Origin of the sequence: Hymenobacter frigidus (assembly GCF_014640435.1) — a bacterium.
GTDB classification, from domain to species: domain Bacteria; phylum Bacteroidota; class Bacteroidia; order Cytophagales; family Hymenobacteraceae; genus Hymenobacter; species Hymenobacter frigidus.
Genome location: NZ_BMGY01000011.1, coordinates 224 through 22,713 on the forward strand (window position 1 = coordinate 224; position 22,490 = coordinate 22,713).

Here is a 22,490-nt window from a genome sequence, read left to right on the forward strand (position 1 = left end):
CGTGGCCAGCGTGGTGTAGGCGCCGGTGATGGCATCCCCGTTCAGGACGCCGGTCAGGGTACCGGTCAGCACGGGGTTGGCCGCGCCGTAGACCTTGGTCTGGTTATTTGCTGCCACGGCCAGCGGGGCTCGGGTGATGGTGAGGTTCGCCGGTACGTATGTCAGGGTGTAGTTGGAGCCCGCCGTCAGCGTGTTCTGGCCAATGGCATAGCTGCCCACGCCCCCGCCGGCGGCGCGGCTCAGCACCCCAGTGAACGAATCACCCGTGGCCAGCGTGCCCGTGGTCATCTTGTAAGTCAACGGAGCTGGGTCGGCCGTGCCGTACGTTTTGGTCTGGGTATCGGCCGTCACCGTGATGGCGCGCGTGGTGATGGCGAAGTTGGCCCCGGTGAAGGTCAGGTTGTAGTTGCTCGTCACGTCCGTCGTGCCGTTCTTAATCACGAGCGTGCCCTTGTTGATGGCGTAGGCGCTGCCCACGCCCTCGCCCAGGGCCCGGGCCAATGCGCCCGAGAACTGGTCGCCGCTGGCCAGCGTGCCCGCTGTAAGACTATAAGTCAGTGTCGGGTCGGTGCCGCCGTACTCCTTCTTCTGGTTGGCATCGGCCGTTACCGTGATGGCGCGCTTATTAGATACAACTAAAGTGGCAGTTCCATCAACATTATCTGCAGTGACATTGAAGTTGTATGAACCTGCAGGAGTAGCGCTTGTAGTGGATACAGTCAAATCTGATGTTGCTGTTTGTCCATTACTTACATCAACACTTGAGGGCGAGAATCTGAAAGTTATGCTTGATATAACCGTTGCGGATAGACCGGTAGTTGTTATAATTGCTGATAGTGATGAAGTAACTCCAGCAGGAGCTCTTGATTTACCGACTACAGTTACTCCGTACAAGGTAGTAGCGCCACTCAGAACAGGGTTTGTACCTTGGGAGCCTACCGATACCCCATTGGCAGCAACAGAAACACCATCTGTAAACGAAGTTTTTGCGGTCAATCCAGAGCTTTGGCCCGTTGCAATTAGTGTAAACGATTCTCCTAAGTGAATAGGCTGAATAACAAATTGATTGTTATAAATATGCCCATTATTGTTAGCAGTGGCATACAACACAGTATTACCATGAGAAACGGTAGAGTGGTCAATTTCTAATTTGACCCGTTCCCCAACCATCCATCCATTGCCTTCTATTTTTACTGTGTCACCCGGCAAATAGTCTGACATATCAGTATAAACAGTCGCCGCACTTGTGGCTGCAGTTCCAGCCTGAGCATGTGCTGTCCCGAAGGAAGCAAACAAGCTCAGTAGCAGGAACAGCAAGAACCCGTAGGCCTTAAAGTATCTCCTGCTTGGGGTGGGGGGTAGGGCTGTGAGCATAAAGAAAATGGAAGTAGGAAAAGAGTTAAAAGCGCTGTTTTGTGACATAATCGCAAAAAATCAGAAGCTCTATTTGCTGCCCTAGGCACGTGGCCGGCTCAAGAAGTCACTCTTATATTCCGGTATATTCATCAAAACTAATAAATATAAAATTGATAACAAATATAAACTTTTAAAGTATTTGTGCATTTTAATAGCTTTTTTTTAATAATATCAGTTTACTGTAACCTTCATGGCAATACTTACTCTCCTCCATTTTTCGGGCTTGGGCTACTTCGTTCTCTCTTTAGTTCGGCTGCAGCCGATATCACTGTTACCTACTGTAATTTAGCCGATATACTGGGTAAAAATTACTATAAATCCTTAATTTAACTCTAAAATCGGACGAGGTATGCTCCCGCAGTGGCCAATGGCTTGCTGCAATCGTTCGCTTCCCTGGCTTTTTTCGTGCGGGGGTGTCTAGGCGCCCGCGACGCTCAGTTGGCGGCCCCTTCCGCAAAAAGGGGCGATAGCTGAGCCTTATTAAACGCTACTAAGGCCAACAGCACTAACCCGGTTATGGGCCCTGGACCCAAGCGCCATTAGACGATTCATGGTACCCATCCCAAAGCAATTGGCCGGATATGATTCTCAATCTGTTACTTCAGGACGGCAGGGTGGGTCAGGGTTCTGTACTGGGGTGGTTCAATAAAACGGACAGTGAGCTAAGGCAGGTTGTTTTTTCAGGTTCCGTTCAAACTGGTTGGGCGAGCGAGAGGAGAGTGGCGACGGTCCAGATTGAAGTAAGCGTCGAGGTAATGGGCGACTTCTAAGCGAGCTTCTTCGAGACTGGCGAACGCCCCGCCATGGGGCAGCAAATCGGTTTTGAGCGTGCTCCAGTCGGCTTTGGCCCGAGCGTTGTCGTAGGGGGTGCCTGGCCTGCTGAAGCTGGGCACCGCCCCGGCTTATGTAAGGCGAGCGCGGCACGCGGCGCTGGTGTATTGGCTGCCGCGGTCGGTATGGATAACTAGACCCGGCGCGGGCTGGCGCAGCGTCAGGGCCTGTTCCAGAGCTGTGAGGACGAGTTCGGTGGGCATCTGCGCGAATAAGTGCCAGCCCATGACGCGCCGAGAACAGGCGTCACGCCAGGTGGCCAAGTCGCACCAGCCCCGCTCAATCAGCGGCAAATAAGTAATGTCGCCTACCCGCACCATGTCAGGGGCGGTGGGCGCGGGTTGGCCCAGCAACCGATTTTCGGCCACGATGGCCGCCGGGTCGGCCACGATGGCCGCCGGGTCGGCCACGGGCGTGCGCGGGCGTTGCGCACGGGTACTCAGCACCTGTGGGCCGTGGCGGTGCAGCCAACGCCTGCTGGGCCGCTGGGTGCCAGGGCGCTGGGATAGCAGCAGGCAGCTTCACCCACTGATAATAACCGGCCGGGCTCACCGCCAGTACCCGGCAAAGTGCCTGCATGGGCCGGGGCTCGGCACAGGCTGAGATAAAGGCGTAGCGGCTCATGACTGAAGCGGTTGGGAGAGCCTGCGCGTAAAGTAGGCCTTGGTTACAACTTTTTCGAAATATCACGCTCCATTTCCACGCGCTTCAGCTCGGCCCGCAACCGCTTAATTTCGTCGCGTTCCGTGCTATAAGGCACGGCCGCCTCGAGGGCCTGACGCAGCCAGCGGCCCAGCAGGGCCGGCGAAATACCCTGGGCGCGGGCCACGTCTGCTTACCAAGCACCGGCCTTGAAGGCCGGTGTATATTTCTTGCGGGTGGTGGGCAGCCCACCAGGATTCGGTTTGTCAGTCATGAGCAGCGGAAGGTAAGACTTCCCACTGTCCGTTTCAGCTAGACCACCTCAATCATAACAAAGAAGCGTTGCCGTTGCCGTAAACTCTCTAGAGGGTTCACGGCAACGGCAACGCTTTTTTTACTTAAAAGCTATGCTACACCGAGCATGTTTTCACGAAGGCGTTTTCGCCGCTTTTTAGAAATTTCTATGCAAACTGTGTCTGGCTCGGCTCTTCCAAAAAATGATACTGCTTCGTCGGCGTCTTCAACTTGTTCACGCAATTCCCGCAAGTAGTCGCGAATCAGGTAAAGGTCGGCAAGTCGGTTATGGGCAGGGTGGGAGGGGGTGCGTAGACCTGGGTGTTGACGGTATTCAACCGCGGCTTCATCCAGTTCCTCAATGAAGTCGTCCAACCAGTTTGAATCGAACTCATAGCCATCTTCTTTCAAAAACGAATTCACAAGCTTTATGTAAGCTTGATGCAGGTCTTCTAATTGGCGCTCGATTTCCAATTTTAAATCGTCTTCATCATCCTCGTCATACGCTGCGACTGCCAAAGGCACGCGCTGAAGCGGTGCAGGTAGTTGTTTGAAGTCATAAGAAGGAGTCGGCTGGGGCTGGTGTACGGCAGCAGGTTGTGCCTTCTCATTTTCGCGGTTGTAACGGGCTTTACAGGCGCTGTCGCAAAATTGCTTATCCGCACGGCCTGAAATGGGGGTATCGCACTGAAGACATTCGCGAGGTTGTTCTTGAGGGTATTTCATGGTAGAGATGATTTAGTAGGACTTACGCACTCGACTAGACAAGTGCTTGGATGAGTGGTTTTTGGAGCAACTGCCGCAGGTAAGGAGCCCATTGCTGTTGGTGTGCCTGGTAAATGATTTGCCCCATCCGGCGGGCGTGTTGACGCAGCGAAACCCAGGCCAGGTAACAACACGTCAGATGGTTGCGCTGGGCCGCGGCCTTGCGGCACTGGCACTTCTCCGACCCGGTCAGTTGCTTGAAGCTGCGGTGAAATTCCTCCACTTGCCAACGCACCTGCACGGCCTCAATCACCATTTCGCGGGTCAGATGAGCAGCCAAATGGTTGGTAATGACCCATTCAATGTTGCCGTTTGTGGCCACCAACTTGAAGAGCTTTACCCCAAAGGGCACTTCTTTCAGGCGCACTTCCACGCCCTGGTTCCAGCCCTGGGGCGGCGGTTCGAGCGTATCCAGTCCCTGGTAGCCGCTTTCTTTGGTCAGACTCACCAACCGGTTGCTTTTCAGGGTCGTGAAAAACGTCCAACCCGCGCGGTGAATGCGCTTCAAATTCGTGCTGCCCGCGTACCAGGAATCAAATAAAATGGTGCGGGCCAGTAGCTTATCCTCGGATACGGCTTGGTCAAACATGGCTAGGAAATGGTCGTTTTTCGTCTGCCCGTCGTGGTCGGGCGCGTAGACGCGGTAATCCAGGGGCAGAAAGTCGCCCGCTTCCCCACTGCTGTGCACCAGATTGACCAGCCCGATGCCCGTGACCATGCCGTGCGCGTTGCCCGAGTACTGGCGCTTGGCCACGTCGATGAAGCGGCTGTAGCGCTTGTCCTGCACACTGTCGTCCACCAGCAGAAACGCCTCGGGCGAGTCGCGGAGCAACGGCAGAACCAACTCGCGCAACTGGTTGATGGGTAGCGTGCTCGTGCGCAAAAACCGGTTCACCTGGTCATGGCTCACGTCGGGCAGATGGGCCGCCAAATGCGTGCACGTGTAGTTGGTGGGCGTACTGAGCAGGTACTCGATGTAGGTGGTTTGGGTCAGCATGAGCGTGCGTTTTTGCCTAAAGTACCCCAAAGTGCGTAAGTCCTATTTAGTCGTCTGTTTGCCCTCCAAAAGCATTGTAGACGGCTAACTGGTTTAATTAAAAAGATTGGATGGGTGGGTAGTCCCAAAATATGGGGTAGCCATCTGGTTCGGTTAGTGCCCAACGAACTGGACCAGTAGTAAGCATTGTGGTGGGTGCAAAGGCCAGAAATTCGTCGGCCAAATCCCAGTTTGGGGGTCGGGCGAGGTTGGGGGCTTCCAAGTCATCGCGCACCTGCACTCGTACTCCTGCTTTGCGCATCTCTTTGGCGTACGCTACCCACTTGTCGGTTGCCCCGGTATCAGGAAACAACAGCACTTTACCACAAGAATTTAGCGCGGTGAGAACCTCCGCATCTTTCAACTGCGGGGCACCACACCCACCAGTGGCCAGCCATCGGTAAGCGGGTAAGAATACGGAGCAGAGAACCGCTGTTTTTTCTGCTTCAACGATGGCGACCGGGAGGTTATCAGGCGAAGCCAGTAAGTGTTGGCCGAACAGGCATTGGCGTAGGTTAAAGCCCGCTTGGCCTATCTTGGAATGTGCCCATTGGGGAACTACGTCATTGCCATTTGCCCCACGTTTGATGCGTTTAAGCGTCTCGACATCGTAATGGATGATTTTTCCGGTACGAACCACTTGACGCTCATCTACCTGCCAGAAGATGGTGCCACCGTTTTGTGTGGTTCCGATGTGGTAACGGCGAGCCAGGTCAAAGGCCACTTCCTCTGTTAGAAGTTGGGATAGGCCCTCGATGAAGGGATTACGGTCGTAATGGCCCAATGAGCGTTTTACTACCTCCCAGGCCACGGTACCGGCAACACGTTCTGAAGCGCGAGGTTTGGGTTTGTATGTGTCTTGGTAGGAGGGGGTAAAGGAATTGTAGTTGGGATTATCAGTAAAGAATTGCTTGGGCGTGTAGTGGTAGCCACACTGCGCTTGCCGGTTGCAGATGCCAACTCGTTCCCCTACGGGTGTAATTCAAAACTACGCGGCCCTTCTCCAATCAGGAAATCGGACCTGTGTCTGATGCCCTCAGCGATGCAAAGAGGCCTGTACCGATGACTGATGAAAAAGACAGCGCGTAGTTTTGAATTACACCCTTCCCCTACTGGCTCGCCCGTTTGGACGTTCAGGTAGCGTGTGAACTGATGTGGCTTCTCACAAGAAGGGCATGGATAGCGACTGGTACGGCCAGTATAGCGCTCCAGGATGAATTTGAAGTCATTCATGATGGTTAGCTATGAAGGGCTGTCAAACTTCGACAGCATGCGTGAAACGGCGCTCTTGTTGGCATATCCCAGCACTTCAGCAATTTCTGTTAGCGACTTGCCTTCATCGCGCAGCTTAGCGGCCGTTTCGTACTTTTCTTGGGTGTAGCCAGTCGATTTTTGATTGGTATTGTCGCCCCCTAAACTCGGGATTTTGGTCAGCGTCTCTAGCGACTGCCGTTCACCAGTTTCGTGAAATGTCAGGTCCTCGTCGAATGTGAGAACGTGGCTGTTCTTCTTGTCCTCGCTCGCCAGGTAGTTACCTTTCAGCACGCATAAGTGACGCTTCTCCGAATAAATTGGGTCGACACGTAGCTCCATCACCATTCGCATTTTAGCCTCGAACGCCTGCGAACCAACTACGTGGTGTTTCGAGGGTACTTGCTCGTCGCGGTACTTTCCGGTATGGTGCAGCAGGATGATGAGGCAATCGTGCTTAACGATGAGCTGGTGGTAAGCCTTGAAAAATGCCCGAACCGATTGGCTGTCGTTGAGCCGCCCATCAAACAAGTCGCTGAAAGCATCCAGCACAACTAAATCCGCAGGGTAAAGAGTAAGCACTTCGTCCAGCTGCGTTAGAAGGTCATCGGCATCGAAAAGGTATAATAGACGCTCGTAGTCGTCTATACTGCTGACACGACCCCGAATTTGCTTTCTGGTCAGGTATCCAAGGCTGCGCTGGTCGTCTTCCGTGCTCACATATACGGCCCGGCGGTGCGTTAGCGAAAGGGGCAGCCCCACAAACGTGGAGTCACCTAGAGCTACCGCCAGTGCGAGCTGCCGCAGAAATGCCGACTTACCTGTGTCGCTGCTGCCGACCAAGGCCACCAAACCCGTTTTAGGCAGGATGGGGTCCAGCAGCGTGGCCATCTTATCATTGCTGCCCTCCAAGAGCTGCCGAGCCGTGATGAACTTTCCTATCCCTTGAGTTTTGGAGCCATCCTCGTTTACTAGACGTTGCTGTAGAATTCCAGGTGTGAGGTAGTTGCGGCTCGCATGGTCTTTGATTTGGCTAGACATTGCGCTTTCCTTTCAAAGTAGGGAAAACGCCATTCCTTTTCAGGTCGGCATCAATAGCTGTGCGCGACCGCTTCGTCTTCTTGTTGAAAAACTCCTCAAGTTCATTTGCGTCGAACTGAATATTCTTGCCAACCCGGCGTGTCGTAACGTCTCCATTAGACGAAAGACGGTAGAGATACGAATCGCTTACATTGTACTTCTTCGAAGCCTGAGCAACGGGCAAGTACTTAATGTTGTCGGTTGGGCCACTAGAGCGTGAGGACAATTATCTTTACCAGTCCATTGGCAAAAAATAATAACCTTAATTATTAAAGTATATGCGTCGTCATGAAATCACGGACCAACAATGGGCTGCCATCGCGCCCCTTTTGCCTGGCAAGGTCACGGATTGCGGCGTGACAGCCAAAGACAACCGGCTTTTTTTCAATGCTATCGTGTGGATAATGCGCACTGGCTGTCCGTGGGCCGACCTGCCCGAGCGGTTCGGCAAGTTCAATTCCGTCTGCCGCCGTTTCCGCCGCGGGGCCCAAAAGGGCGTGTGGGAAGCCGCCTTTGAGGCGTTGAAAGCCCCTGAACTGGACTGGATGATGCTCGATTCGACCGTCGTGCGGGCCCATCAGCATTCGGCGGGCCAAAAAAAAGCAACCCCGAAACCGAGTGCCTGGGCCGCAGCCGGGGCGGGATGAGCACCAAGATTCATGCCTGCACCGAGGCCTTGGGCAACGCCGTGCGCCTGATTGCCACTGGCGGGCAGGCCGGCGACTGCCCGCAGGCCCTGCCCTTGCTCAAGGGCTTACAGCCGGGCAAAGTGTTGGCCGATACGGCCTACGACAGCGACGAAAACCGCGCCTATTGCGCTCAAAATGGCATTGAAGCCGTTATCCCCAGCCGTCCCAATCGCCTCGAACCGGCCCCGATGGACGCGGAAACCTACCGCGACCGCAACAAAATCGAACGCTTTTTTGGCCGTCTCAAGCAATATCGGCGCTTGGCCACGCGCTACGAAAAAACGGCCGTTTCCTTTCTGGCGTTCTGGCATATCGGTGCAATGATTGATTGGCTTAGATAAATAACTGATTGTTTTATTGTCCTTACGCTCTAGCCAGCTTGGCTATGGCCCTTTCAAACTCCTCTCGGCATACTTGCCGCAGGACGTCGGGGGGGAGGTAGATGAATGTGTGTTCCATTGGTACATCGGTGAATGATGATGCCAAGGACCGCCATATTGCTTTCTTGAAAAATGGCGCGCCAATCCAAACGCCATTTTTTTCTTTACCTAGTCACCTGTATATCAGTTAGAAAAAAATTATAAATTAATTTTTGGATTTACCTTTATACTCTTGAAGGCAGCTAAATCCTTCTTAAATGGGGCTTCCTCTAGCAAAGGTTCCAAGCTACTTGGGCGAAGAATTTTATCTATAGTATCCGATTTTGTGAAGGCGGATTGTACGGCCCTGTAAGGCTTATAATCCCGTACCCACCCCTTCTCTTTTAAAATCACCAGAAGCGCAGCAAGGGAGTTTTGGGTGCCAAGCCAATCTAGCTTGAGACTATCCATCCCCTCACCCTTTGTCTCGGGCTTGAATTGCCTCAAATAATCGGCAAATAATGTTTTGCGCGATGGGGGCAAGGTAGAATAAGTGGGTATGTCCAACTGGGTTGGATTCAGGCGCTGGTACTTTATCCTCCTGAAGACGAGTACTTGTAGTATGAATCGAAAGGCGTCCCTTGGGGATTTCACGCCTCTGCTCAATTCAGAAATATGATTATCTCCAACATCCTCGGATAAACGCCCAATCCTACGCAGAGTCGAGATGGTCATTTCTAAAGCCGAGGCTCCTAATCTGTATTCCTGCTCAAGGTGGTCTACAATCTCGTGTGTGTGGGTACCCCCAAATAATTCGGCCTCCCACCACTCAAGCACCCCTTCTTCTGCGTAGGCCTTATCCCGAGAATCAATGAACACTCCCTTGATTCGCCTTTCGGCTAAAGCCGCCACACGCACTAGCAGCTTCTCAAAAGTGGCAGAATCAATATTGGGGAGGAATGACTGTTCAAAGGACATTGCGATTGGGATGTTTACACCATGTTTACACCGGAAATTCTGGGCAAAAAAAAAGGCAGCTACGGAAAAGACCGTAACTGCCTGATTGTCTTCATTCACACCTTCAGTGGAGAATATCGGAGTCGAACCGATGACCTCTTGCATGCCATGCAAGCGCTCTAGCCAACTGAGCTAATCCCCCTGATTTGTTGTTTGCCGCCGTGCCATTTGCGCTTTGGTTCGACAAAAGTACAGCCGTTTTGCGGTTTGGCAAGCGCTGAGTGTGCTTTTTTTGCTGAGGTAGCGCAATTGCCAAGCAATCAGCCACAAAAAAAGAGGGCAGGAAGTAATTCCTGCCCTCTTCGAGGCTTCGGCTAGCCGAAAGGCTTAGTTGAAGATGTAGCGAACGCCCACCTGCGCCTGCCACCGCGAACCAAGGCCGCCAGTTTCGTTACGGAAGGTTTTGGTGAGTGGAACGCCGGGCGCGAGCACCGCCGGAACAGCGGGGTTGCCACCGCTGGCCGGGATTGCCGGGGTGACGATGCTCTGATTGGTCAGGTAAGGGAAGGTGAAGTTTGGCCGGCCCTGCTGGTCGTAGCCGGCAAAAGACAATGGGTTGGATACGTTTGCCGTGCGGAGGGTGCCCCAGCTGCTGTTGAGCAAGTTACCGATGTTGAATACGTCGATGCTGAGCTGCAAGGTGTTTTTATTATCGCCAATGGAAGTGAAAAGGTCCTGAAGCAGGCGCACGTCCAAGCGGTTCTGCCAAGGGCGCACGGCCCCGTTGCGCTCGGCATACTCGCCGCGCCGCGTTTTCAGGTAGTCGTCCTGGTCGATGTACTTGTTGAGGTCCGTCCACTGCTGGGCCGCCGAGTAGGTGCCACCGCCCTGGTTGGCCGAAATGGTGATATCGCGCAGCACAATCTCGCTTTGGTTCCGGGGAACGTATATCAGGTCGTTGCCCGCGCCGCCGGAGTTATCGCCGTTCATGTCGCCGGCATAGGTGTAGGAGAAGCGGCCCGCTGGAGCGGCCTCGTAGAACAGCGAGAAGGTGGTGCCGAGGTGATTGAGGTACTCGCGGCGATACGAGAGCGAAGCAATGACGCGGTGTTGCTGCAGGAAGTTAGAGTAGCTCAGCACGTTGGCATTCGGGTCGCCCGACACCGTGCGGTCGCGCCAGTTGGTTTGGGCAATGCTGCCGCCGTCGTTCACCGAGCGGGAATCGGTGTAGGTGTAAGCCGCCATCGCGTAGAGCCCATTGCTGAAGGACTTCTGGAGTTGGCCCGTTACCGAGTACGAGTACCCTTTGTTGGTGTTCTTCATCAGGATAGCATCGGTGATGACGGGGTTGGTGGCCGAAGCGCCGCCCTGACCATTGTAGAGGCGGTTGTTCTGAATCAAGCTGGGCCGGGTGTTGGGGGCAGTGCCCACCGGGGCCAGTGTGTAGAGCCCCGCGTTGGCCCCCGTGGTGTTGGGCACGCCAAAGGAGTAGAAAATCGGGCGGGTGTCGGGACCAACGGCGCGGCCAATGGGCTGGGGCAGGTTCACGTTTTGGAAATACACGGCATTCAGGTCCTGCGTGTAAAGCGCCTCCAGGGTGGCTATCACGCCGCCGGGCAACTCCTGGTCTACAGCCAGGTTGGTACGCCACACCTGCGGAAACTTAAAGTCGCGGGCCGTTACGGCCAGGTTGTACTGGGTGTTGGGGGCCGCGCCTGCGGGACGGTAGCGGTCCACGCTCGGGTCGAAGTAGTTGCCCACCGGACCCGTTGGGTCATTCGGGTTTACGGCCGCCGACACCTGCGCCCCGATTCGCGAAAACGAGCCAAACTGCACGCCGTTGTTGCCGGCCTGGTTGGACAGCCACACGAACGGAATGCGGCCCGTGAACACGCCCGTGCCGCCGCGCAGCTGGGTTTTGCGGTCGTCGTTCACGTCCCAGTTGAAGCCGATGCGCGGCGAGAGCAACACTTTGGTGTTGGGCAGCTTGTTGGTTTCCAGCTTCACACCGTCGCGGAAGGTCAGATTGGCTGCATTTTCGTTGCGGGCAATTTCCGAGAAAATAATCGGTACATCGCCGCGCAGGCCCACGGTCACTTTCAGGTTGCTCCGGGGGCTCCACTCATCCTGCGCATACAGGCCAATTTGCGCGGCCTCGGTTACGGCAAAGGGAAACGAGCCATCGGGGAGCGCCGAGTACGAAAGGTTGTAGCGCTGCGGAAAGGCAAGGGTGCCCGTGGTGTTGGCCGCAGGCACACCGGTAGTGGCGTTGCGGGTGTAGCCCAGGGGCGAGGCCGTGGTGCGGGCCGCGGCGTAAAAATCGTCTAGCCCGTTGAAGGTATAAGCACCGTAGTAGTTGGGCGAGAAGCCGTTGGTGAACTTGTACAGTTCATTATAAGTGCCCACCGTGAGGTTGTGCTTGCCCAGAAAGGCCGTGAAGTTGTCGCCCAGCTGGTACACGTCCGAGTTTAGTACATTGAAAGCCGTGAAGGGCTCGTAGCCGAGGGATGTGAAGCTGTTGGCAGCCGTGACTCCGCCGCCGGCCGCCGTGCGTGCGGTGGCCGTTCCGATGTCGACCAACGGAAAACTGCCGCCGCCCAGGCTTTCGCGCTCATCGCGAAAGGCGGAATAACCGGCCGTCAGGTTGTTGGAAAACCGGCTGCTAAAGGTGCTGTTCAACTCGGCAATGACAGAGTTGAGGTTGTTATTGATAACGTAGTACGACGAGGCGAAAGGCAGACCAAACTGCGACTGCGAACGGCCGATGTTGGCCGGCCCGATGGCTCCGGAGCCGCTTGGGGGCACGTCGCGGTACGAGCGCAGGTAGTTGTATTTCAGGCTGAAACGGTGGTTGCTGCTGATGTTCCAGTCGAGCTTGGCCGTGGCCTTGCGGCTGAACGAGCGCAGGTCATAATTCTGGTACGCCCCGGCATCGTAGCCGTAGTTGTCTTTGAGGAAATTTTTCAGAATATCAAGGTCGCGGACCGAAGCCGCCGAGGTGGTTGAGTTCGGCCCTGGTGCCGGGGCCCCGTCGCGGTTGGCGATGTAGCTGCCGGCGGGCGGGTCGATGCGGTCTTCCTGCTCGGCATTGACAAAAAAGAACAGCTTGTCTTTGATGATGGGACCGCCCGCGCGGAAGCCGAAGTTCTTTAGGTTGAAGTTGGGAAAGTCCCGCTGAAAGTCACCTACCTTACTTCCCACGAAATTCTGGTTGCGGTAGAAGCCATAAACTGAACCCGTGAACTTGTTCGAGCCGCTGCGGGTCACGGCGTTGATGCCGGCCCCCGTGAACGAACCCTGGCGAACGTCGTAGGGGGCGATGCTCACCTGAATCTGGTCAATGGCATCGAGTGAAATCGGCTGCGCGTTAGCCTGGCCACCTACTGTCGAGGATAGACCAAACGAGTTGTTGAAGATGGCTCCGTCGATAGTGATGTTGTTGTAGCCGCCGCTCCGGCCGCCAAAGCTCTGGCCATTGGCCTGGGGCGTGAGGCGGGTAAAGTCATCAAACGAGCGGCTGATGGTGGGCAGGCGCTCGATGGTTTCGCGCTGCACCGTGGTGCTGGCGCCGGTGTGGCCGGCGTTCATCACCGGGTCGCGGCGGCCGCTCACGGTCACTTCCGCCAGCTCGGTGCTGGTATCGCTCAGCTTCTGGTCGAAGCGCAGGTTTTGACCCAGCGTCAGGTTGACATCGTTGCGGTTTACGTCTTTATAACCCACAAAAGTCACCTTCACCGTGTACGGTCCCACCCGCATGTTCTGAATGTTGAAGCGCCCATCTGCGTTGGTGGGGGCTACGTACTGGGTGTTGGTGGGTGTGTGAATGGCAATAACAGTGGCCCCGGGCAGACCCGCGCCGGTTTTGTCGGCTATCGTGCCGCTCATGGCCGCCGTAGTAGCGCCCTGGCTCCAGCCCAACCGGGCGGTGAGGAGCATCAGCGCCAACAGCAATACGTGGCGTAAATGTGTATTATTCATGCAAAAAAAAATGGTAACCGTTAGAAAAAGGTGCCTGCCAAAAAGCAGGGACAAAGGTAAGGCCAATCCAAGTGGCTCTGCGTTACGGCAACTTTGCGATTGGGGCAGCCGATGAGCGTTTCTACAGATAGCCCACCAAGCCCGCGCGTAGTGGCTTGCCGAGCCACCGCATAAAAAAAGACGGCTGGATGTAAATCCAGCCGTCTTCCATAAGCTCATTCTGTACTGAGCCAGTTAGTTGTGCGTCACTACCGAAATGCGCAACGGGGTATTGGTATTACCGGCTATACCTCGGGTGTATAGGGTGTAGATTTTGCCGGCCACCAGCGTCACTACTTGCTGAGTGCCTGCGAGGGGAGTGGTTGCCACGCTGCGCACGTCAAGCGTGTACGGGCCGGCGGGTACCTCCGTGAAGTTGGCGAAGTTGGTGACTGTTGGCGTGGTACTGGGCGCTACAGCTTGCGTAGTGAAGGTGATATCACGGAAGCGTCGGGTAGGAACCGCCGAGAAGAGAGACGTAGCAGTGGGAACCGTGGTGGCGTTAAAAATCCCGTAGGTGCCGGAAGACGATAAATTCACGAAGCGAACCTTGGCTCTTGTTGCCACCGTGGGCGCAGCCAGGTTATCGGCCAAAACGATGGTGCGTACTCCGCCGGGGTCAGTTCCGGAAGCTGCACGGGTCGGGCTGTCCGTAAGAAAGACGGTGGTGTTGGTGTTGGTGTTGAAAGTAGGGCGTACGGCCACCTGCTGGCTATTCAGATTACCGGTAACTGAAAACCGCAACAGGCGCAGACCAGCCGGCAGGCTGGCATAAGTAGCAATTCCTAAATAGGGAATTGAGGCGAAAGCTGAAGTCGGAGCGGAGTTATCAATGCTAAGCAGCTGAGCGTCGTTTCCCCCGGGAGAAGCGTTTACAATCTGATAACTGGCCTGCGCGGTAGAAGCCGTTTCTATCGGGCTCGGCGCGGGGTAAGTTGGGTCATCGCAGCCAACCAACGCGCCGGCTACCGAAGTAGCCAGCGTGAGTTTGGTGACGAGCGAAACAAAAGAAAATTTCATACGAAAGTGCGGTTAGCTAAACTGACTGATTAAAACAAGTAGCGGGCACCAAACTGGGCCTGCCAGCGCGAAGCCAGCTGGCTAATCTGGTAGGCCACGGCTGGAGTAGTCGTAGTGCCGGTGCCGTAGCTGAAGGTAGGGCGGCCGGTGGTGCCGTTCTCCAGGCCTTGGTAGCGCAGCAGACCGAAGTTCTGGTTGGCTACGAAGTAGTCGCGGCCCCACTCATTGTTTAGCAGGTTGCCAAAGTTGGTGACGTCGGCCGTGAGCTGGAAGGTGTGGGTTTTGCTGCCCACCTGCACGTAGAAGTCCTGCATCAGGCGCACATCAATGCGGTGCTGCCAGGGGGTGCGGGCCCCGTTGCGGGCCGCGTACTCGCCGCGGTGCTTGCTCAGGTAGTCATCGTTCTCGATGTAGGCATTCAGCTCGCTCCAGGTTTGGGCGCTGGTGCGGCGGTCGTTCACGCCATCGGTCACCAGTACGATTTCGTTCTGGCTGCGCGGGATGTAAATCAGGTCATTCGAGCTGCCCGTGGGGTTGCCGCCGTCGCTGTTGATGTCGGAGCCAAAGTAGGTGTAGGAGAAGGGCGTGCCCGACTGCCCGTTGTAGAACGCCGACAGGGTGGTGGCAAAATGGCCGCCGTACTCCTTGCGGTAGGAGAACGAGCCAATCACGCGGTGGCGCAGGTCAAAGTTGGAGTACGACAGCGGCAGGTTATTCGGGCCCGATACGTGGGGGTTGAACTCCCAGGTCGAAACAGCTACCGAGCTGGAGCCTGAGTACAAGTCGCGCGACTGGCCGTAGGTGTAAGCCGCCGTGGCGAAGAAGTCGCGGTTGAACTGCTTCTTCAACTCTCCCGTGACGCTGTACTGGTAACCCTGGCTGGTATTGGTGAGCAGAATCACGTTGTTGAAGTCGCGGCTGTTGCGGTAGCGGTTCGGGCCGCCGGTGGCGGGGTTGTTGCCGGGCGTATACACCGGGCGACCATCGCCCTGTAGCGTACCGGTCGGGTTGGCCAAGTTAATGTCCTGGGGCAGCACATCGTTCAGCGTCTTCGAATAAATGCCTTCCAGCGTGGCCACGATACCGCCCGGCAGGCGGTAGTCCACGGCCAGGTTGGTGCGGAGCAGCTGCGGGTTACGGAAGTCCTTATCGGTTACGGCAATGCTGCCCTTCGAGGCCCGGGCCGGCAGACGAGAGATGGAGTCGGGGACGCCAACGGCCAAGCGTGGTGCGGGTAATGTTAGCGGTGTGGAGGCTCCAGTGCGGTCGAAGCTAGCAAAGTCTACGCCGGTGCCGCCGTACTGGTTCGAAATCCACACGTAAGCCGGGCGGCCGGTGAAGATGCCCACGCCACCCCGGGCCTGAAGCGTCTGGTCGCCGCGCACGTCCCAGTTGAAGCCCAGGCGGGGCGATACCTGCACCCGCGATTTCGGCAGGCGGTCGGTCTTAACATCGTAGGCCGCGCCTTGGGCAGGGCCGGTTTCCACGGCGTTGGCGAAGGTCGAGTCGACGCGTGGGTTGTACGACGGCGTGTCGAAATACACCGGCAAGTCGAGGCGCACCCCGCCGGTCAGCCGCAGCCGGTCGGTCAGGTTGTACTCATCCTGCACGTACACGCCAAACTGCGCGGCGCCAAACTTGGCGGTGGGCTTGCCGCCGGGCAGGGCGTAGTTCTGGCGGTATCGATAGGCGGCAGTATTGCCGCGCCCGACCAGGAAGCTGTTCAGGTCCGGGAAGTCGTAGCGGCCGGCGGCATCGTTTATAAACAGGTTGTCGAAGCGGAAAATCTCGTTGTTGGTGCCGAAGGTCAGCACGTGCTTGCCGGCGAACACGTTGAAATTGTCCGTGATTTCGAGCACGTCCTGGCTAAGCCGGTTTTGGGTCGAGCTACGCTCCGAGCCCGCTACCACGGTGTTGGCCCCGAAGGCAATGGTGACCGACGGGAACAGCGTGCCCAGCGTTTTGCGGCTGTCGCGGATGGTAGAATAGCCCACCAGCAGGTTGTTGGCGAAGCGGCTGCCGAAGCGGCTTTTCAATTCGGCCACCGTCGAGTTGGTGCGGCTCAGAAACCGGTAGCCGTTGTTGCCGAAGCGGAAGTTGGTCAGGCCCCGCGAAATGTTGTCGTCCGTGGCATCAACGAAGTTGTGCCGCAGCGTGAGCTGGTTGTTTTGGTTGATGTTCCAGTCCAAACGCAGAAAAGCCTTGTTCGACTGGGTTTCGGCGTTGATTTCACCAATGCTACCGGCATCGTAGCCGTAGCGGGTGCGCAACGTATTCGAAATCAGCTGCAAGTCGGTGTTGTTGACGAAGCTCACCACGTTGGAGCCAGTTTCGTTGCCGCCACCTGGCAGGGCGTTAGACGTGCGGAACAGCAGCGGCGCGCTGCGGCGGGTGATTTCTCCGTTCACGAAGAAAAACAGCTTGTCCTTGATAATCGGGCCGCCCAGACGGAAACCGGTCTGGTAGTCGTAAAACTCAGCCAGCTTGGTGCGCTCCCCGGTGGCGGGGTCGGGCGTGGGGCTTTTGCCCGCGGTGTTCTGGTTGCGGCCGAAAACGAATGCCGAGCCGGAAAATTCATTCGTGCCGGAACGGGTCACGGCGTTCACGCCACCGCCGCTGAAGCGGCCCTGCCGCACATCGTACGGCGCGATAACCACCTGAAGCTCCTGGATGGCATCGAGCGAGATGGGGTTGGTGCCCGCCTGGCCGCCCGGCGTGCCCGAGCCCCCGAGGCCGAACAAGTCGTTGTTGGAAGCGCCGTCAATCTGGATGTTGTTGAAACGGCCGTTACGGCCCGACAGCGAGTTGCCGTTGGCCTGGGGCGTGAGGCGGGTAAAGTCCTGAAGGCTACGCGAGATGGTGGGCAGGCGCTCGATTTGTTCGCGCTGCACGGTGGTAGCGGCTCCGGTGCGGCCGGCGTTCATCACCGGGTCGCGGCGGCCGCTCACGGTCACTTCGGTTAGCTGCGTAGAGCTGTCGTCCATCTTCTGGTCGAAGCGCAGGTTCTGGCCCAGTGTCAGGTTGAGGCCTTCGCGCGTGATGTCCTTAAAGCCTACGAAGGTGACCTTCACCGTGTAAGGCCCGCCTATGCGCATGTTCTGGATGTTGAAGCGGCCTTCCGAGTTGGTGGGGGCCACGTACTGCGTGTTGGTGGGCGTATGAATGGCAATAACGGTGGCTCCGGGCAGGCCCGCGCCGGTTTTGTCGGCTATCGTGCCGCTCATGGCCGCCGTGGTAGCGCCCTGGCTCCAGCCCAGTCGTGCTGTGAAGAGCATCAACGCCAACAGCAATACGTGGCGTAAACGTAAGTTATTCATACAAAAAAAGTTAGTGGAAATTATGAGCTTCTTTGAAAAGCGGGACAAAGGTAAGGCTTTCCTTAGCCGCTGAGATTACGGTAAATTTACCATTTATCGGGTACTACATACCTGGCCATTTTCGCCACAAAGGTAGCCGGCGTGAGAGTTTAGAGCCGCGGGCGCACGGCACGAATAAACCGACTGAGGTAATAGTCCGATTCCAGGCTGTTTTCGACCACGCCGAGCGACGTTGACGCGTGAATAAAATCCACGCCTTCGTCGTCGACCACCGTCACGAGACCGACGTGCGTGATAGCGCGGCTGCCCGGTGAAGCTCCAAAAAACACCAAATCGCCGGGTCGTAAATCGGTGGTTTTAACGCCCTCGCCCCACACGGCCTGCTCGTTGGATGAGCGCGGGATATTGACGCCCGCCTCGCCAAAGGATAATTGCAGCAGGCCTGAGCAGTCGAGCCCCAGCCGCGTGGTGCCGCCGTAGAGGTAGGGCACGCCCTGGTAGGAGCGGGCCGCGTCTACCACCGAAGCCAGGGTGCCGGTGGCGCTGCCCATGCGCGGGGCGCGCCGGGTCACGGTTTTAGTTTTGCTGCCGCTGGGTGTCACGCCCACCGTTTTGGTTTTGCCCGAGGGCCGGGCGCTCAGGCGGCTACCGCCCTTTTTCAGGCGCACCATCTCGCGGGCCGAGCGGTACTGGCCGTCGCGGTAATTGAGCTTGCGTTGGCAGCCGGCCAGAAAAACTAAAGCCAGCAGTACCGGTAGTATCTTCGTTGTCACCCTCCCCATTGGCTGCAAAGATAGTTTGCGCGGCCTTTCCGGAATCACCGCTCATGAACTTCAACGCCCTGACCCCCGAAATAATTGTGGCCTTAGAGGCCATTGTTGGCCCCGCGCACGTGCTCACGGCCCAGCGGGCCGAAGCCACTGCCACTGCCGATGCCTACGCCGACTACGGCCGCGACCACACCGAGGATTTGTATTTTGCGCCCGATGTGGTGCTGCGCCCGGCCGATGCCGAGGAAATCAGCCAGATAATGCGCCTGTGCCACGCGCATCGCATTCCCGTCACGCCCCGGGGCGCGGGTACTGGCCTGAGCGGCGGCGCCCTACCCATCGAGCACGGCGTGGTGCTGAGCACGGAGCGGCTCAATAAAATCATTCAGATTGACGAGCGCAACCTGCAGGCCACCGTGGAGCCCGGCGTGGTGAACGAGGCGTTCCAGAACGCGGTGAAGGAAGTCGGCCTGTTCTATCCGCCGGACCCGGCCAGCAAGGGCAGTTGCTTTTTGGGCGGTAATCTGGCCCACAGCAGCGGCGGCCCCAAAGCGGTGAAATATGGCACCACCCGCGACTACGTCCTGAACCTGCAAGTGGTGCTGCCCACCGGCGAAATCATCTGGACGGCCGCCAACACCCTCAAAAACTCCACCGGCTACAACCTCACGCAGCTCATGGTGGGCTCGGAAGGCACGCTGGGCATCATCACCAAGGTCGTGTTTCGGCTGCTGCCCTATCCGCAGCACAACATCCTGATGCTGGTGCCCTTCCGGCAGGAGGCGCAGGCTGCGGAAGCGGTTTCGGCAGTGTTTCGGGCGGGCATCATTCCCTCGGGCATGGAATTCATGGAGCGTATTGCCATGGAATGGTCGGCGCGCTACCTGGGCATTGCCCTCACCGTGCCCGACGATGTGCGCGCCCACTTGCTCATCGAACTCGACGGCCAGGACCTGGACCAGTTGTATAAAGAAGCCGAGCAGGTGTACGCCGTGCTGGAGGGCTACGATGTGGGCGAAATTTTACTGGCCGACACGGCCGCCCAAAAAGACGAGCTGTGGCGCATCCGCCGCAACATCGGCAACTCGGTGAAAGCCGCCGTTTACAAGGAAGAGGACACCGTGGTGCCCCGGGCCGAACTGCCTGCCCTGCTGAAAGGCGTCAAGGAAATCAGCACCCGCTATGGCTTTCAAACCGTATGCTACGGCCACGCCGGCGACGGCAACCTGCACGTCAACATCATCCGCGGCAACCTCAGCGACGAGATGTGGAACGTGGGCCTGCGCCAGCCCATCACCGAAATATTTGAGTTGTGCGTGAAGCTGGGCGGCACCATTTCCGGCGAGCACGGCATCGGGCTGGTGCAGAAAGGCTACATCGGCATTGCCCTTGCCGAAACCAATTTGAACCTGATGCGCGGCATAAAGAACGTGTTCGACCCAAATGGAATTTTGAATCCGGGGAAGATATTTTAAAACTGTAAGGCAAGTATAGTAGAACGTCATGCTGCGACAAGCGCAGCATGACGTTCGTTTTTACTCACAGTTGCCTACGGCCCTGGTGCCACTTTATTTTACTCCGCCACCGTCGCCAGCATCTTCGGCGCTGCCCGTTTGTGCGTGGCCTGCTCGTAGGCGTAGCCCAGCCCTAACAACAGTCCTTCCTGATAAGCCCCACCCACAAACGACAATCCGACCGGCAACCCGCGCACCATCCCCATGGGCACGGTGAGGTGCGGGTAGCCCGACACGGCCGCTGGCGTTGAAAAATCGGTGCCCGTGGAATAGTCACCATTCACCCAGTCGATGCACCAGGCCGGGCCGGTCGTGGCACCTACAATGGCCGTGAGCTGGTTGGTGCGCAGCATAGTGTCGATGATTTTGCGTGATTCCGTCACCGTTTTCAGTACGGCGGCTTTGTATTTGGCATTGTTCAGCCCATCGGTCGCTTCTGCTTGAATCAGGGTTTCCTGCTGGAAAAACGGCATGGCCTCGGCCGCGTGGGCCTTGTTGTAGGCAATAACATCGGCCAGGGTGCGCACGCTGGTCCCGGCACTGGCCAGGTACTTGTTCACACCTTCCTTGAATTCATAGAGCAGCACATTGAATTCAGCTTCGCCAAGCGGGTTTATCAGTTTGTTAAGCTCAACCTCCACCACCGTCGCCCCCTGGGCTTTGAGTGCGGCCACTGCTTCTTTGAGCAGCGCGGCCACGGCGGGCGGGCCGTTCAGGTGCGCTTTTTCTACCCCGAGGCGCTGGCCTTTGAGGGCATCTGATTTTAGGAAGGTGGTGTAGTCGGTGGGCCTATTGGCTGGTATGGGCAGCCGGGCCGGGTCGGTGGGGTCGGGGCCAGCCAGTGCGGCCAGTAGCAAGGCCGCGTCGCGCACGGTGCGGGCCATGGGGCCGGCCGTGTCCTGCGTGCTGGAAATGGGAATGATGCCACTGCGGCTCAGCAGGCCCACCGTGGGCTTGAGGCCGACAAGCCCGTTGCAGGACGCGGGCGATACCACCGAGCCGTCCGTTTCGGTGCCAATGGCCACGGCGCACAAATTGGCCGCCACCGCCGCGCCCGACCCCGCGCTGCTGCCGCTGGTGCTGCGGTCGAGCGCGTAGGGGTTGCGGCTCTGGCGGCCCCGGCTGCTCCAGCCGCTCACCGAGTGCGAGGAGCGGAAATTCGCCCACTCGCTCAGGTTAGTTTTGCCCAGCAGCACGGCCCCGGCGGCCCGTAGCTTCTGCACAATAAAGGCGTCCTGCTTGGCCTTATGGCCGATGAGGGCCGAGGCTCCGGCGGTGGTCATCATCTGGTCGCCGCTGTCGATGTTATCCTTAATCAGCACCGGAATGCCGTGCAGCGGGCCGCGCAGCTTGCCGGCCTTGCGCTCCCGGTCCAGGCCGTCGGCAATGGTGAGCGCATCGGGGTTGGTTTCGATGACGGCGCGCAGCATGGGCCCGGCCTCATTCAGCGCTTTGATGCGGGCCAGGTATTTTTCGCTGAGGCTCCGGGCCGTTTCGGTGCCTTTGGCCATGCGGTCCTGCAAATCGGCCACGGTGGCCTCGTGCAGGGCAAACGGTTCATCGGAAGTTTTCCCGGTGGTTGCAGCATCCGTCGGGGCGTCGGCTACCGGCTTGTCGGTGGTGGGCTGGCAGGCCACGGCGGGCAGCAGCGCGGCGGTGAGGGCCACGCGGGTACCATGATTTAGAAAAAGGCGACGGTCCATAAAAGACAACGCAAATAGAAGAGGAGGGCCGGAGAAAATGCTCCGCCCGGCAATGATACTGCGCAAAGGGCGGCAGACAACTCCCCGCCGCAGCCCACGGCCATTACCCTTGGCAAAACGCTACTGGTACCCCCACAAAATAACAGCCGGCCTTGGGAAGAGGTCGGCTGTTTTCTATTAAAACCGGAAGCCGCTGGGGCTCCAAATCATCCGTTTACCGGGCTTGCTGGTCTTTGAGCTTGTCCTCGCCACCGTAGGGCGCGCCGGCGGTGATGTCGCCGCGCAGGCCGCCGTGGTCGGTGGGGGTAGGGGCTCCGGTCTGGCCGTCGGTGGGCACGGGGCTGGCCGTGGCACTGCCGCTACTGCCGCCCGTAATTTCGGCCACCCGGGCCACGTAGCGCTGCTTGGCTTCGTCCTCGGGCACGCCCTTAAACTGGTTCCAGGAGTCCCACTGGGCCTGCGAGAGGCCGGCGGGGCCGCTGGCCTGGTCGGCTTCGGTGGGGGAGACTTCCCCCGCTTTCATGTTCACATCGCCTTCGGTAGCCTGCTTGTAGAGGCCGTAAAGCTCAGTCATGTGCTTGGCGGCCATGTCGCCGGGCAGGTTGTTTACTTGGTCGGCCGCAGCGCGGAATTGGTCGTTGGTATTCATAAAAGGCAAAAAAAGAAAAGAGAATGGAAGGATGAGCGGGCGCGGACAGCAGGAATAACGCTGCGTAGCCAGTGCCGCCAAAAATCCGTACAGGCGGGCTGCAGCGGCTGAATTCATCGGCAAACCTGCTGTTGTCAATACCCCGAGGCCGGGCTTTAGGTTGCGGGGTCGTACTTTTGC

At 57.6% G+C, this 22,490-nt stretch carries 18 protein-coding genes, 1 tRNA gene and 2 pseudogenes; 3 read left to right on the forward strand and 18 right to left on the reverse strand.

All coding sequences use genetic code 11. The features are described 5' to 3' along the window. Positions 1–723: MBG domain-containing protein (locus IEW17_RS07690; RefSeq protein WP_229748871.1), on the reverse strand; the 723-nt coding region annotated here is incomplete at its 3' end. Here IEW17_RS07690 and IEW17_RS07695 point away from each other — a divergent pair. Further along, a complete protein-coding gene (locus tag IEW17_RS07695; protein WP_188561458.1) occupies positions 710–1,045 on the forward strand; it encodes a hypothetical protein in 336 nt (111 codons plus the stop codon). The genes IEW17_RS07690 and IEW17_RS07695 overlap by 14 nt on opposite strands. Before the next feature lie 1,051 nt (positions 1,046–2,096). On the opposite strand, the gene IEW17_RS21460 is transcribed toward IEW17_RS07695, so the two are convergent. From IEW17_RS21460 to IEW17_RS07730, 9 genes and pseudogenes are all read right to left on the reverse strand, one after another. Further along, positions 2,097–2,309, reverse strand: coding sequence for an integrase core domain-containing protein (locus tag IEW17_RS21460; RefSeq protein ID WP_188561459.1), 213 nt, complete (start codon positions 2,307–2,309; stop codon positions 2,097–2,099). Positions 2,310–2,318: 9 nt separating this feature from the next. Then, entirely contained in the window at positions 2,319–2,693 is a 375-nt protein-coding gene (locus IEW17_RS07705) for a DDE-type integrase/transposase/recombinase (RefSeq protein WP_188561460.1), read from the reverse strand. A gap of 221 nt (positions 2,694–2,914) precedes the next feature. Then, on the reverse strand, positions 2,915–3,076 hold the full coding sequence (locus tag IEW17_RS07710) for a hypothetical protein (RefSeq protein WP_188561461.1): 162 nt from the start codon (positions 3,074–3,076) through the stop codon (positions 2,915–2,917). Between the two features lie 218 nt (positions 3,077–3,294). Further along, complete coding sequence (locus IEW17_RS07715; RefSeq protein ID WP_188561462.1) at positions 3,295–3,909, reverse strand: hypothetical protein; 615 nt, start codon at positions 3,907–3,909, stop codon at positions 3,295–3,297. A 34-nt stretch (positions 3,910–3,943) separates the two neighbouring features. Then, entirely contained in the window at positions 3,944–4,945 is a 1,002-nt protein-coding gene (locus tag IEW17_RS07720; RefSeq protein WP_229748872.1) for an IS701 family transposase, read from the reverse strand. A 97-nt stretch (positions 4,946–5,042) separates the two neighbouring features. Next, positions 5,043–5,768 carry a DUF6371 domain-containing protein gene (locus IEW17_RS07725; protein ID WP_188561463.1) on the reverse strand — a complete coding sequence of 242 codons (726 nt, stop codon included), beginning with the start codon at positions 5,766–5,768 and terminating at the stop codon, positions 5,043–5,045. A gap of 117 nt (positions 5,769–5,885) precedes the next feature. Next, a pseudogene (locus tag IEW17_RS21465) lies at positions 5,886–5,966 on the reverse strand (hypothetical protein); the annotation flags it as partial. Beyond that, positions 5,954–6,217, reverse strand: a complete 264-nt coding sequence (locus IEW17_RS21470; protein ID WP_373286160.1) for a hypothetical protein — start codon at positions 6,215–6,217, stop codon at positions 5,954–5,956. The pseudogene IEW17_RS21465 and the gene IEW17_RS21470, both read right to left, overlap by 13 nt. A 9-nt stretch (positions 6,218–6,226) precedes the next feature. Further along, a complete protein-coding gene (locus IEW17_RS07730; RefSeq protein WP_188561464.1) occupies positions 6,227–7,276 on the reverse strand; it encodes an AAA family ATPase in 1,050 nt (349 codons plus the stop codon). A 344-nt stretch (positions 7,277–7,620) separates the two neighbouring features. On the opposite strand from IEW17_RS07730, the pseudogene IEW17_RS07745 reads away from it, so the two are divergent. Further along, a pseudogene (locus IEW17_RS07745) lies at positions 7,621–8,345 on the forward strand (IS5 family transposase); the annotation flags it as partial. A 237-nt stretch (positions 8,346–8,582) separates the two neighbouring features. Here the strand turns inward: IEW17_RS07745 and IEW17_RS07750 are convergent. From IEW17_RS07750 to IEW17_RS07775, 6 genes are all read right to left on the reverse strand, one after another. Continuing rightward, positions 8,583–9,440: a hypothetical protein gene (locus IEW17_RS07750; RefSeq protein ID WP_188561467.1), complete on the reverse strand. Its 858-nt coding sequence runs from the start codon at positions 9,438–9,440 to the stop codon at positions 8,583–8,585. 8 nt (positions 9,441–9,448) lie between these two features. Next, positions 9,449–9,522 (reverse strand) — tRNA-Ala (locus IEW17_RS07755). A 185-nt stretch (positions 9,523–9,707) separates the two neighbouring features. Continuing rightward, positions 9,708–13,298 carry a TonB-dependent receptor gene (locus IEW17_RS07760; protein WP_229748873.1) on the reverse strand — a complete coding sequence of 1,197 codons (3,591 nt, stop codon included), beginning with the start codon at positions 13,296–13,298 and terminating at the stop codon, positions 9,708–9,710. Between the two features lie 234 nt (positions 13,299–13,532). Next, complete coding sequence (locus IEW17_RS07765; protein ID WP_188561468.1) at positions 13,533–14,357, reverse strand: DUF4397 domain-containing protein; 825 nt, start codon at positions 14,355–14,357, stop codon at positions 13,533–13,535. A 29-nt stretch (positions 14,358–14,386) separates the two neighbouring features. Beyond that, positions 14,387–17,674: a TonB-dependent receptor gene (locus IEW17_RS07770; protein WP_188561469.1), complete on the reverse strand. Its 3,288-nt coding sequence runs from the start codon at positions 17,672–17,674 to the stop codon at positions 14,387–14,389. Between the two features lie 149 nt (positions 17,675–17,823). Further along, positions 17,824–18,456, reverse strand: coding sequence for a C40 family peptidase (locus IEW17_RS07775; RefSeq protein ID WP_188561470.1), 633 nt, complete (start codon positions 18,454–18,456; stop codon positions 17,824–17,826). Positions 18,457–18,500: 44 nt separating this feature from the next. Between IEW17_RS07775 and IEW17_RS07780 the strand changes: the two genes are divergently transcribed. After that, positions 18,501–19,919, forward strand: a complete 1,419-nt coding sequence (locus IEW17_RS07780) for an FAD-binding oxidoreductase (protein WP_188561471.1) — start codon at positions 18,501–18,503, stop codon at positions 19,917–19,919. 98 nt (positions 19,920–20,017) lie between these two features. On the opposite strand, the gene IEW17_RS07785 is transcribed toward IEW17_RS07780, so the two are convergent. Both IEW17_RS07785 and IEW17_RS07790 read right to left on the reverse strand, forming a co-directional pair. Then, positions 20,018–21,661: an amidase gene (locus IEW17_RS07785; protein WP_188561472.1), complete on the reverse strand. Its 1,644-nt coding sequence runs from the start codon at positions 21,659–21,661 to the stop codon at positions 20,018–20,020. A gap of 214 nt (positions 21,662–21,875) precedes the next feature. Then, a complete protein-coding gene (locus IEW17_RS07790; RefSeq protein ID WP_188561473.1) occupies positions 21,876–22,310 on the reverse strand; it encodes an acyl-CoA-binding protein in 435 nt (144 codons plus the stop codon). Positions 22,311–22,490: the final 180 nt, after the last annotated feature.